Here is a 13,573-nt window from a genome sequence, read left to right on the forward strand (position 1 = left end):
TTTTATCTTTTTGGTGTTAAAAAAGAGAAGTATTGAAAATTAACTTGTTGTGTTTTTTTAGTTAATTTTTATCCATGGGACTAGTCTTAATAAAAAAGCTCATTCGGTTAGGAATGAGCTTTTTTGGTATGTTGTAAAAATTAGATTTTATCAATCCATTTTCTAGCGTTTACAAATGCCTCATGCCAAGGAGAAACTTCGTCGTTTCTGTCTTTTGGATAATGCGCCCAGTTCCATTGGAAAGTAGAACGCTCAATATGTGGCATCATTACTAAGTGTCTTCCTGTTTTATCACATAGCATTGCTGTGTTGTAATCAGATCCGTTTGGATTTGCAGGATATCCTTCGTATGCATATTTAGATACGATATTATAGTTTTCTTCGGCCAATGGTAAATTGAATTTTCCTTCTCCGTGTGAAACCCAAACTCCAAGTGTGCTTCCTGCAAGTGATGATAACATTACTGAGTTGTTTTCTTGAACTTTTACAGAAGTAAAGATACTTTCGTGTTTGTTACTTTCGTTATGAAGCATTTTTCCATGTATTTCATGTTCTGGATTAATAACTTCAAGTTCCATAAACAATTGGCAACCGTTACAGATTCCTACAGATAGCGTATCTTCTCTCTTAAAGAAATTATCCAAAGCAGTTTTAGCTTTTTCGTTATATAAGAAAGCGCCAGCCCAACCTTTTGCAGAACCTAAAACATCTGAGTTAGAGAATCCTCCAACTGCACCAATAAACTGAATGTCTTCAAGAGTTTCACGACCAGAAATTAAATCGGTCATGTGAACATCTTTTACATCAAAACCTGCTAAGTACATTGCATTTGCCATTTCTCGCTCAGAATTACTTCCTTTTTCACGAATAATAGCAGCTTTAGGTTTTGGTTTTGAACTATCGATTACTGGTTTTTTACCTGTAAAATGTGCTGGGAATGTATAGTTTAAAGCTTGATTTTTGTAGTTCTCGAAACGAGCTTGTGCTCTTCCGTTTTTAGATTGTTTTTGATCTAATAAGTAAGAAGTTTCAAACCAAATGTCTCTGTATTTAGGAATATTTAATGACCAATCTCCAACTTCAAGAGTTTCTGTAGTTGTTACAGTTCCAATTTTGAAGAATTCGATGTTGTTAGTGTTTAATTTAGCTTCAACAGCTGCATTAGATTTTGCTTGGAAAACAATTCCGATATTCTCTGCGAAAAGGATTTTTAAAAGGTCTTTTTCAGCGAAAGCAGAAAAATCAATTTTAGCACCTAAATTCACATCAGCAAAACACATTTCTAATAAAGTAGTGATTAATCCACCGCTTCCGATATCGTGTCCTGCAAGAATTTGATTGTCTTCGATTAATTCCTGAATTGTATTAAATGCATTTTTGAAGAATGAAGCATCTTTTATAGTCGATGTTTCGTTTCCAATTGTGTTTCTGATTTGTGCAAAAGAAGAACCTCCTAATTTGAACGCATCTTGTGATAAATTGATATAATAAATAGAATCACCATTTTTTTGTAAAACTGGTTCAACTACTTTTTTAATGTCAGTACAGTTTCCACCTGCCGAAATAATAACCGTTCCCGGTGCAATCACTTCATCATTTGGATATTTTTGTTTCATCGAAAGAGAATCTTTTCCTGTTGGAATATTGATTCCTAATTCGATTGCAAATTCTGAACAACCTTCAACAGCTGCATATAAACGAGCATCTTCTCCTTCGTTTTTACAAGCCCACATCCAGTTTGCAGACAATGAAATTCCTTTCATTTTGTCTTTAATTGGAGCCCAAACAATATTTGATAAAGATTCGGCAATAGCATTACGGCTTCCTGCAACAGGATCAATTAAAGCAGCAATAGGAGCATGCCCAATAGAAGTTGCAATTCCTTCTTTTCCTAAATAATCCAAAGCCATTACACCACAATTGTTTAATGGCAATTGTAATGGTCCTGTATTTTGTTGTTTAGCCACTTTTCCACCTACACAACGGTCCACTTTGTTTGTTAACCAGTCTTTTGATGCAACAGCTTCTAAACGTAAAACGCTTTGTAAATAATTTTCGAAATCAGCTGTAGTATAAGCAACAGCAGCATAATTTCTATCGATAGTTTTATCGGTCATTATTGTTTTTGGAGAACTTCCGAAGAAATCTTCAAGCGCATAATCCATAGGTTTAGCTCCAGTTGATTTTGATTCAAAAGTAAAACGGTGATCCGCTGTAACGTCACCTACTTGGTACATAGGAGAACGCTCTCTGTCAGCGATTCTTTGTAGGATATCAATATCTTTTTGACCAATTACCAATCCCATTCTTTCTTGAGATTCGTTTCCGATTATTTCTTTAGCAGAAAGCGTTGGGTCTCCAACAGGTAATTTGTCCAAATCAATTAAACCTCCAGTTTCTTCTACCAATTCCGAAAGACAGTTTAAGTGTCCTCCAGCTCCGTGATCGTGAATAGAAACAATAGGATTGTTATCACTTTCTACTAAACCACGAATGGCATTAGCAGCACGTTTTTGCATTTCTGGATTAGAACGTTGAATTGCATTTAATTCAATTCCTGAACCAAAAGCACCTGTGTCTGCAGATGAAACCGCAGCTCCACCCATTCCGATTCTATAATTTTCTCCACCAAGAATAACGATTTTGTCTCCTTCTTGTGGTTTCTTTTTTATGGCTTGATCTAATTTTCCGTAACCGATTCCACCAGCTTGCATGATTACTTTATCATAACCAATTTTGCGGTTGTCTTCTTCATGTTCAAAAGTTAAAACAGAACCTGTGATTAATGGTTGGCCAAATTTATTTCCAAAATCTGATGCTCCGTTAGATGCTTTTATCAAGATATCCATTGGAGTTTGATACAACCATTTTCTTTCTTCAACAGCATTTTCCCATTCACGATCTTTTGCTAAACGAGAGTAAGATGTCATATAAACAGCAGTTCCTGCAAGTGGCAATGAACCTTGTCCTCCTGCAAGACGGTCACGAATTTCTCCTCCTGATCCAGTTGCAGCACCGTTAAAAGGCTCTACAGTCGTAGGGAAGTTATGCGTTTCGGCTTTTAATGAAATAACCGAATCAAATTCTTTTACTTCGTAGAAGTCTGGTTTGTCTGCTGTTTTTGGAGCAAACTGTTGTACACGTGGCCCTTTTACAAACGCCACATTATCTTTGTAAGCCGAAACGATATCGTTAGGGTTTTCTTGAGATGTTTTTTTGATTAATTTAAATAAAGACGTTTCTTTTTCTTCTCCGTCAATCACAAAAGTTCCGTTGAAAATTTTGTGACGACAGTGCTCTGAATTCGCTTGTGAGAAAGCAAAGATTTCAGAGTCAGTTAATTTACGTCCTAGTTTAATCGCAAGATTGTCTAAATAATCTACTTCTTCTTGGCTTAAAGCTAACCCTTCGGTTTTGTTGTAAGCAGCAATATCATCGATGTCCAAAATAGCTTCTGGTTGTACGTTGATAGTGAAGATTTCTTGATTCAGTTCAGTATACTTTTGCGAAAGCATCGGGTCAAAATCTGAAAATTCAGTAGTTGCCGGATAAAATTCTTCAATTCTGATAATGCCAGAAATTCCCATGTTCTGAGTAATCTCAACAGCATTGGTACTCCAAGGGGTAATCATAGTGGCACGTGGGCCAACAAAAAAATCCGTTAGTACGGATTTTTCTATTTTATTGGAGTCGGCAAAAAGCCAGTTTAATTTTGAAATGTCTTGAGCCGAAATTTCGTTTTGCGTTTGTACTGCAAAAACAGTTTTGCTTTGGTTTTCAAAGAAATGAATCATTGTGTTGTGTAGTTTGTTGTAATTTAGTTGCAAATTTAGTTAATTAAGATCAAAAAAAAAAGCGACAATTGCCGCTTTTTAATTATTGGTTGACTAATTTGTAATTAGTTGATTGTTATATTTTTAATGAACGTTTTTTTCTTATTTGTTACTTTTATTACATATAAACCTTTCGGGAGATTGCTTACGCTTATAGCTTCTTGTATTATGGCTAGTTTTTTAGGTGCTTATTTAGGAAAAGGCATGTTATGATACGCTCCTAAATCGGGAGGAGAAGTTCTAGTGTTTCCTAAGATGTCTAGCGGAATACTGTATGTCGGATTTCCTTTTGCGAAAGCACCAGAATTAGCATCGATATTAAATTTGTTTTGAGATGCTTTGTAGAATTTAGGATCCTGATTTAGTATGATTCCGTTATAGTGTTGTGTATCGGTGTTGAACTGATAATCTGGATTTGTACTTGTACTGCTATGTTTAATTAAGCAATTATTGAATTGATACAGAAAGGCAGTACTACTTTTTTTCTCTAATGATAACTCATTTGTATTTGAGCCGTAGATAATGCAGTTGTTAAAAGTTGCTTGTATTAAATCTTTAGTTTCTGGAGTTGCTCCTGAAAGAGTATTGCTTAGGGAAACTGCACTTTGCTGTGAACTTTGCCAATTGTTATTGAAGGTACAATGTGTAAATTGATAATTTCCGCCATATAAACAAGCCAAACTGGATAGTCCTGCGCGGTTTATCACAATGTTTTCTCCTTTTATTTTTCCGTTTTGGGCTAAAATACCATGATTAACAGAGTTGTAAATTTGTGTATTTTTAATGTTTACCGTTGTTTGATCGCTATTTTCTATAAATAAGCCTGTAGTGGCATTTTTGATAGTTAAATGATTGATGCTATTATTTGTGCTTCCGTTGGCTAGCCAGATAGTTCCCCATTGTCCTGGAACATCAGAATATAAAGGTTCTAAACGATCTCCTTCAAAAATGACTTCTTTTTCTAATTTTTCTGTTGATGATAATGCGCCGTTTACATTAAGACTTGCTTTTTTACTAACTATGAGTCCTGAATTGGTGTGAAAATGAACTCTTGCGCCAGCATCAAACGTAGCGGTTTTTCCTTCAGGAACGGCTGCGTAACCGTATATGACGTATGGTTTTTGATTTGTAAATTGTAATTCGTTGTCTTCTAGGAAAAAGCCTTCTACTTCTTTACCGTTGATTGGTAATGTTTCGGTGGTTCCATCGGCAAAATGTTTCGGATATAAAAAAGTTGCATCTTGGATAAGAGTTACTAATTCTACATTTTGAAGGTTTGCGCCACTATCAAATTGAATCTGGTCGGTATATAAAAAATCAGTTGGATTTGCGTCGGTAATTGCAGCTGTTGTTTCTATGAAAACATACATGCTGTCTTTGGCTAATAGGGTTACATCGTTAAATATTTTACCTTCGGTTCCATGCATTCCATCAACAGTCATTCGGTATTTTGAATTTAAGCCTTTTCCTAATTTTATAGACGGAATTGTAATGTCTTTTTTGCTCTTATTGTACACTTTTAGTTGGTATGTACTGGAGCCTATATTGGTGAAAACGGTATCTAAATAAATGGTGTCTTTTGAGAAAAGTAAATCTCCAGTACTGGCAACAGTTTCAAAATCACTTCTGCATGAAGTTGTAGCTAAAAGTATTCCGATAGTAAATAGTATAAAAAACGTACGCATTTGAATAGAATTTATGTAAAAATAGCAAAAAAGTAATTCGATTAACATATCATTTTTAATTTAGAATTGTATTTGCTACTTTGTGACTTATCTTTTATTTAATTTTACATTTTAAAGCCAAATAAATGAATTTTAATAAAGAACAAATATTGGAGCGTTGCAATCAGTTTTCTAGAAACACCTTGATGCAAACGCTAAAAATTGAATATATAGATGCTGGAGAAGATTTTTTAGTAGCCAAAATGCCTGTAAATCCTGCTGTTCATCAGCCTATGGGATTATTACACGGAGGTGCATCTGTTGCACTTGCAGAAAGTGTTGGTAGTGCAGCATCTTTTTTTTATATAAATCCTGAATTACAAGAAGTACGCGGTATCGAAATAGCAGCAAATCATTTAAAAAGCATTCGTGAGGGATTTGTTTATGGAACAGCACGAATTATTCATAAAGGAAGAAGCTTGCATCTTTGGGAAATTAAAATTACGGATGAAGAGGGTAATTTGGTTTCGCTTTGCAAATTGACGAATATGGTTTTGGATAGAAAGAAAAGCTAATAACCATGAATCAATTTTTTTCTAAAATTAAAAAACACAAAGAGCAGGATTTACCTTTTGTACTTTATAAAAAACCTAAGTCGGATACAATTATAGCTTTGTTGCAACAGAACGATACGTTGTATAAAGTTCTTGATTATAAAGAAAAAGGTTTTGTATTTGCTTCTTTCGATAAGAAACAAATTGTCCTTATTCCTGAAAATGAATCTGAAATTTGTACTAGTAAATTAGAAGCAAGATCAGTTAGTTTAAATGATATAGTTGGTTTGAATGTTGATGCTAATGCTAAAAATCAATTTGAAACATTAGTAACGAATGGAGTAGGGGCGATTGTAAATGATGAATTCCAAAAAGTAGTTTTATCACGAAGTGAAATCGTTCCTTTGAAGGAGTTTGATTTTATCGAAACGTTTCAGAATCTAGCAAATTTATACCCAACAACGTTAACGTATTGTTTCTTTCATCCCGAAGTTGGTTTTTGGATGGGAGCAACGCCAGAGCAATTACTTAAAGCAAACGGAAATGTTTTTGAAACTACTGCTTTGGCAGGAACTCAAAAGGCGGCTTCGGTATCTGACGTTGTGTGGCAACAAAAAGAAAAAGACGAACAGCAATATGTTACTGATTTTATTGTGAAAAGATTAAAGGATGTAGCTTCGTCTGTTGCTGTTACTGAACCGTATAATGCTAATGCAGGAAGTATCTGGCATATAAAAACGGATATTTCGGGAGCTTTAAATGCAGATTCTAGTTTAGAGGAAGTGATTGATTTATTGCATCCGACACCTGCAGTTTGTGGTTATCCTAAAAAGAAATCTAGAGCATTTATTCTTGATAATGAAAATTACGACAGAACTTTCTATTCTGGTTTCCTAGGGGAGTTAAATAGTAGTTTTGCTTCTAACTCGATAAGCTCAGATTTATTTGTAAATTTACGTAGCATGCAAATTCGTAATTCAGAAGCAGTTCTGTATATGGGATGCGGTATCACTAAAGAAAGTATTCCTGAAAACGAGTGGGAGGAAAGTGTGAATAAGTCAATGACAATGAAAAGGGTTTTGAATGTGAAATAAGTTTTCAGTTTACAGTCACAGTACTCAGTTTACAGTTTACAGTCACAGTGAAACCTGAAACCTGAAACCTGAAACAAGAAAGACCTGAAACGAAATAGAATAGTTGCAATTTACAGTATTCAGTTACAGTATTCAGCCGCAGTTTTCAGTCACAGTATTCAATCGCAGTGTCATCCTGAGCGGAGTCGAAGGATAATTTAGTATTCAGTCACAGTATTCAGTCACAGTATTCAGTCACAGTATTCAGTCACAGTATTCAGTCACAGTATTTAGTCACAGTTTACAGTCACAGTGAAACAAGAAAAACTTGAAACAAAAAACTTGAAACAAATAAAATGTTTTAAAAAAATAAAAAAATGAAATTAGATATATTAGCTTTTGGAGCGCATCCGGATGATGTAGAGTTGGGTTGTGCTGGAACAATTTTAAAAGAGATTTCTTTAGGGAAAAAAGTTGGGATTGTAGATTTAACCCGAGGCGAGTTAGGTACTCGTGGATCTGCCGAACTAAGAGATTTAGAAGCGACGGCCGCAGCAAACATATTAGGAGTGACTGTACGCGAGAATTTAGCAATGCGTGATGGGTTTTTTGTAAATGATGAAGCGCATCAATTAGAGGTTATTAAAATGATTCGTAAGTACAAACCAGAGATTGTATTGTGTAATGCAATTGACGATCGCCATATTGATCATGGAAAAGGAAGCAAATTAGTTTCTGATGCTTGTTTTTTATCTGGACTAATGAAGATTGAAACAAGTCTTGAAGGAGAAGCGCAAACAGCATGGCGTCCTAAGTTGGTTTATCATTATATTCAGTGGAAAAATATAGAGCCAGACTTTGTTGTAGATATCACAGGATTCACTGAAAAGAAGATAGAATCCATTTTAGCGTATGGTTCGCAGTTTTATGATGCAAATTCTAAGGAACCTGCTACTCCAATTACGAGTAAAAACTTCCTTGAGAGTCTAAATTATCGTGCGCAAGACTTAGGAAGGTTAGTTGGGGTAGATTTTGCTGAAGGATTTACTATTGAAAGATGTTTGGCAGTCAGTAGTTTAGATAATTTGATGTAAATTTATTGTAATTTTTTTCATTTTTTGCTTGCACAACTAAACTTTAGTTGTATCTTTGCCACCGCTAAGCACTAGCAAAAATGGTGGTTGTAGCTCAGTTGGTTAGAGCATCGGTTTGTGGTACCGAGGGTCGCCGGTTCGAACCCGGTCATCCACCCAAAAACAAGAGCCTCGAATTTATTCGAGGCTTTTTTTGTGGAATAAACTTTCGTGAAAAAAAATGCATTTCATACAATTTGATATTGTGTGGAATTTCAGAATGACTTCAAAAAAACAAAAGCAGCTATTTAGTAATAGCTGCTTTTAATGTTTTTAGAAAAAGAAAGATTATCTAATTTCTGCAAAAGTATCTCCTTGCTTGATGTCTCCTGTGCTAAATCCTTTTTTGAACCAATACATTCGTTGTTCTGATGTGCCGTGTGTAAATGAGTCTGGAACTACTTGTCCTTGCATTTTACTCTGTATTGCATCATCGCCAACTGCATTTGCTGCACTCAAGGCTTCGTCTATATCTCCTTCTTCTAGGTATTGCTGGTTATAATGTGCCCAAACGCCTGCGTAAAAGTCGGCTTGAAGCTCTAGGGCTACAGATAATTTATTGGCTTGGGCTTCGCTTTTTCCTTCTTGTGCTCTACGCATTTTTGCCGATGTCCCTAATAATGTTTGTATGTGATGTCCAATTTCGTGCGCTATAACGTATGCAATTGCAAAATCACCACCCTTAGCACCAAATCTAGTTTTTAGTTCTTCAAAGAAAGCTAAATCCATGTATACCTTTTGATCGGCAGGACAGTAAAACGGGCCGGATGCTGATGTTGCTCCACCACATTGAGTTTGTACAGAATTTCTAAATAAAACTAATTTAGGATATTTATATGTCATTCCGTTTTCAGTAAAAATTTTATCCCAAGTTTCTTCGTTTCTTGCCAGAACAGCTTTAACAAAATGCCCCATTTCTTCATCTTCTTTGCTTAATGGCGCAACAGCTTCGGTTTGGCTGGGTTGAGAACCTTGCATTTGTTCTAAAACAGGAGTTATAAATTGTGCATTTTCACCACCAAAAATATTTACTAGTAAAATTATAATACCAATTATTCCGCCTCCTACAATAGTTTTTCCACCTGACGACATTCCTCTTCTGTCTTCAACGTTATCACTTTCTCTTGTACCTTTCCATTTCATAATTATATGGTTTTAGCGTTTTTAATCAATTTTATATACACGAATTTAGATATATTTTCCGAAATAATGCATTTAATGTTCTGTTTCTTTGGTGTTTAGAAAATAGATTTTATTATAGCTTTTTCAATGCTACCTTTTATGATTGGTTTTGGTATATATCCTGTCATTCCAGCATTGATACAATTTTGTTTTTCGTCTTTTTCGGCTCCTGCAGTTACAGCAATGATTGGTTTTTTTTTGCCTGATTTTAATTCCCGAATTGCTTTAGTGGCTTCATATCCATTCATAACAGGCATTTGTATATCCATAAAGATAATGTCTGGATCTACAGTTTTGTATAATTCAACGGCTTCTTTTCCGTTTTCGGCATCATATATTACTGCATTTACAAATAGGTTTTTTATAGTAGCTCTTAGTAATAATCGGTTAACGTTATTGTCTTCTACAATAAGAAATTTTATTTTTTTAGCAAGTTGTTCTTCGGTTAAGGCGTAAACAGTAGTATTGTCTTCGATGGAGTTTTCGATAAAAATGGGATCATATACATCGCAACTTTGAATGTTTAGATCAAAATAAAAAGTACTACCTACGTTTATTTCACTTTCTAGTTTTAAATGGCTATCCATTAAACTAAGTAATTTGTTAGAAATGGTTAGTCCTAATCCCGTACCTCCAAATTTTCGAGTTGTAGAGCTGTCTTCTTGTGAAAATGCCTGAAAAATACGTTTTTTATTTTCTTCGAGTATTCCAATTCCAGTATCAGAAACAGAAAAACGGATGGTATAAAAGTTATTTACTTTATCAAGAATTGTAACATCTAGTTTAATAGTTCCTTTTTCGGTGAATTTAACAGCGTTTGCAAGTAGATTGATTAGAATTTGTTTTACTCGAACTATGTCGATCCAAAAACAACTAGGTATGTCTTTATGAATATTAAGTTCTAAAGTAAGATTTTTAAGGTTGGATTCGTATAACAGCAAATCGGTAACTTCATTGAGTACTTCTCTAATGTCGTAATGATCGATATTTAATTCTAATTTTCCAGCTTCAATTTTAGAGAAGTCTAAAATGTCATTTATAATATTGAGTAATGATTGTGCAGACTGGTTAATTGTAATCATGTATTTTTGTTGAATCTCCATAAGGTCTGTTTTCATTAATAAATCGGTAAAACCAATAATGCCATTTAGAGGAGTTCTTATTTCGTGTGACATGTTTGCTAAGAAATTCGATTTTGATTTATTTGCGGCTTCTGCTATCTGCTTGGCTTTTATAGCATCTTCTGCTTCTTTTTTGCTTGTAATATCAAAATAAATACCGCCTACAAAATCAATCGTATTCCCTTTTTTGATGACATCACCAAACTCTTCTATCCAGATATATTCTCCAGACTTTCTTTTTATTCTATAAACACAATGTATTGGGATTCCTTTTTTTAAATCGCTAATCTGATTTTTAATGATGGTTTCTTTGTCATCTGGATGCATTAGTGACATGAAAGATAATTTATTCTCTAGGAACTTTGATTTAGGATAACCAGTTAAGTTTTCTATTTCATCATTTAGGAATATTTTTGTTGCTAATTCATCAAATTTAGATAGGTAAACAGTACCAGGTATGTTATTCGCAATTAGCTTGAATTTTTCTTCGCTTTCGTGAATTCTAGTTTCGCTTCGGTTTCTTTCTAATGTGGATGAAATGTTATTGGCTAAAGATTGTAAAATATAGATTTCATCTTCAGTCCATTTTTTCTCATTAGTGCAGTCGTCAAATCCGATAAAACCAATGAATTTATCGTTGATGTATAAAGGAAGAATCAAAATAGATTTGATTTCGTTGGCAAGCAATAGTTCTTTAAAAAAAGAATCTTTAAGCTTTGAGGTGAGTGTGTTTAGTATTTTTTTGTTTTGAGCAAGAGCAAATATCTCGTGTAATTTTTCGGTATTAAAACTTTGTAATTTTGTAATTTGTTTTACAACTCCCTTTCTTGCCCATTTGTGTTTTTGGTTTATAAGTTTTGTATTATTGTCTTTTTCGTAATAAAACAGATGATCTGCTTTTGAAGCTTTTCTTATTATGTCAAAGGTTTGCTCAAACATTTTAGAAGTGTTTTTACTAAGTAAAAATTTTTCAGTACATAGTGCTAATGCTGATAATAACTGACTTTTGAATTCTAATTTTTTTTCAGCTATTAATCTCATTTGAGATGAAACAGTGATGGATATGATGTCTGAAATTGTTCGACCAAAACTGATGTCTTCATTGTCCCAAATTCTTGTGTTTGGTGTCGACTCAAAACAAAGAATACCAGTAATTTGTCCATTTGTAAAAATAGGAAGGTCCAACATTGATTTAATATCATTCTTTAAAAAAGTATCTTTTGTAAATTCGGATATTTCTAATTGATTGAATACGTTTGGGGCGTTAATTATGGTTTTATTTACTATAGAGTCAAAGTAAATGGGATAATCTACTTTTTTTAAGACTATTTTCTTGTCGAGTTTCTTATTGTCTGTGCTAAATAAATTGGTACAAGTAATAGTGTCTTCTGTGAATTTCCAATAACTTACACGGTTAGTTTTTGAAGCAAGTGCAGCTTCTTTAATTATTAGTTGAACAACACTGCTTATATCTTCATAATTACTAAAATTGGTAGTCGATAATTTTTTGGATACAGTATTGTAGTATTCTATTTTTTCTTGTCTAATTTTGTTTTCTATCTCAATGATTTTTAGTTTGGTGATATCTCTTGCGATACCAGCATAACCGGTTATTTCTCCTAAATCATTCTTACGAATAATAACTTTGAGTGAGACCCATAATTCTTCTTTGTTTTTAGTCAATAAAGGAATTTCTATAGCTGGAAAATCATTTTCTTTTTTCTTTAGATTTTCTTCAAGATTTTCATAAAAACGCATCGCATTGGTAATGTGATCTAGACGAATGAATTCTAGGTAATTATGCGATATGATTTCTGATTGAGAATAACCTAATGTTGCAATTGCAAATTCATTGATAAAAATAAAATTTCCATCATCGTCAGTTTCAAAAATTAAATCTGTGGCTGTTTGAATTAGATTTTTATATAAATCTCGTGTGTTGATTTGTTCAGTAATATCTTGTCCGATTCCAATGATTAAGTTTTCAGAGAATTTTTTATCTTTCCATTGAATGTATTTGTATTCTCCATTTTTACACTTTAATTTTCTTATGTAGAGTTTATTGTCGGTGTAGTTTAAATGGTAATCTTCGCCCATAAATTCGGGGTCTTCGGTATGTTTCCAAAATCCCATTCCCATAACTTCTTCGGGAGTATATCCAAGGATGTCAATTATTGTATCACTACAAAATAAAATTTCTCCTTTACGATTGCTTGCAATACTGAGTGAGTTTCCTTTATGTACGATTTCATTCGAAAAACGAAATTTGTCTTTTTGGTTTAATAAAACAGCATATTTTACATAATTGACAACAAATGTAATAAGCGAAAAGTTGATTAAAATTACAGCTGTCTTTACAGTAATTAGTTGAGATATGGTTGCATCAATCAAAAACAGAAATAGTAAACTTGAAAAAAGCCAGTATAATTTTATTGGTTTTAGAACACTGTATGAAAAGTAAAGGGCTACAATGAAGCTAATTATAGGAGTAATGTCATCGGGTAGTACTACGACATTGCGTACGATGTAGCAAAAAAACAACAAAAATCCTGTGATAAAGATAGATTGTACATTTTTACGTAGATAATCAATTTTATAAGTAAGAAAATAAAATAATAAAAAGAATAGGCCGATTGAAGTATTTACTACTAGTAAGCTTTTAGGTCTTACTTTGAATATTTCATTGACAATTTCTATAATTATAATAGTAATTCCTAGAAACAAAAAATAGAGAAGGTATTCTTTGTCAGAGGTTTCGTTTTCGTTTTCTTTCTCAATAAAATTACCTAATTGTTTTTTTATATTGAAAAAATGATAAATCAAGAAAATAACAAAACCTAATAAAGCGAGCCCTAGCATTGGAAATTTAGGGCTGTCGTAAAAAATAAAAAAATTAGTGCTTACTGTACTATGACGTAACAATAGCTCATTGGACAAGCCTGTTAGGTCTGACCAATGAGCTATTGTTGATATTAAACTATAGTTAAGAACCATAGATTTTAGGTGTTTTATT

Annotated in this window: 8 protein-coding genes and 1 tRNA gene; 4 read left to right on the plus strand and 5 right to left on the minus strand. The window is 33.4% G+C overall.

Going from position 1 to position 13,573, the window contains the following annotated elements:
* Positions 1 to 140 precede the first annotated feature (140 nt).
* The 3 genes from purL to QWY99_RS05515 form a co-directional block, all read right to left on the minus strand.
* Positions 141 to 3,794 (minus strand): phosphoribosylformylglycinamidine synthase, encoded by a 3,654-nt coding sequence (gene purL / locus QWY99_RS05510; protein WP_379690232.1) that lies wholly within the window; start codon positions 3,792 to 3,794, stop codon positions 141 to 143.
* A 104-nt stretch (positions 3,795 to 3,898) separates the two neighbouring features.
* Complete coding sequence (locus QWY99_RS22230; RefSeq protein WP_353960577.1) at positions 3,899 to 4,003, minus strand: T9SS type A sorting domain-containing protein; 105 nt, start codon at positions 4,001 to 4,003, stop codon at positions 3,899 to 3,901.
* A gap of 18 nt (positions 4,004 to 4,021) precedes the next feature.
* The gene (locus QWY99_RS05515; protein WP_290262503.1) at positions 4,022 to 5,518 is read right to left on the minus strand and encodes a hypothetical protein; all 1,497 of its coding nucleotides are present in this window, start codon (positions 5,516 to 5,518) and stop codon (positions 4,022 to 4,024) included.
* Between the two features lie 125 nt (positions 5,519 to 5,643).
* On the opposite strand from QWY99_RS05515, the gene QWY99_RS05520 reads away from it, so the two are divergent.
* From QWY99_RS05520 to QWY99_RS05535, 4 genes are all read left to right on the plus strand, one after another.
* The gene (locus tag QWY99_RS05520; protein WP_290262506.1) at positions 5,644 to 6,072 is read left to right on the plus strand and encodes a PaaI family thioesterase; all 429 of its coding nucleotides are present in this window, start codon (positions 5,644 to 5,646) and stop codon (positions 6,070 to 6,072) included.
* 5 nt (positions 6,073 to 6,077) lie between these two features.
* Entirely contained in the window at positions 6,078 to 7,145 is a 1,068-nt protein-coding gene (locus QWY99_RS05525; RefSeq protein ID WP_290262508.1) for a chorismate-binding protein, read from the plus strand.
* A 356-nt stretch (positions 7,146 to 7,501) separates the two neighbouring features.
* Entirely contained in the window at positions 7,502 to 8,218 is a 717-nt protein-coding gene (gene bshB1 / locus QWY99_RS05530; RefSeq protein WP_290262510.1) for a bacillithiol biosynthesis deacetylase BshB1, read from the plus strand.
* 83 nt (positions 8,219 to 8,301) lie between these two features.
* Positions 8,302 to 8,375: transfer RNA gene (locus QWY99_RS05535), tRNA-His, on the plus strand.
* A gap of 170 nt (positions 8,376 to 8,545) precedes the next feature.
* Here the strand turns inward: QWY99_RS05535 and ypfJ are convergent.
* Both ypfJ and QWY99_RS05545 read right to left on the minus strand, forming a co-directional pair.
* The gene (gene ypfJ, locus QWY99_RS05540) at positions 8,546 to 9,400 is read right to left on the minus strand and encodes a KPN_02809 family neutral zinc metallopeptidase (RefSeq protein WP_290262512.1); all 855 of its coding nucleotides are present in this window, start codon (positions 9,398 to 9,400) and stop codon (positions 8,546 to 8,548) included.
* Positions 9,401 to 9,495: 95 nt separating this feature from the next.
* On the minus strand, positions 9,496 to 13,554 hold the full coding sequence (locus tag QWY99_RS05545; protein WP_290262515.1) for a PAS domain S-box protein: 4,059 nt from the start codon (positions 13,552 to 13,554) through the stop codon (positions 9,496 to 9,498).
* Positions 13,555 to 13,573: the final 19 nt, after the last annotated feature.

It is taken from the genome of Flavobacterium branchiarum (genome assembly GCF_030409845.1).
GTDB lineage: Bacteria > Bacteroidota > Bacteroidia > Flavobacteriales > Flavobacteriaceae > Flavobacterium > Flavobacterium branchiarum.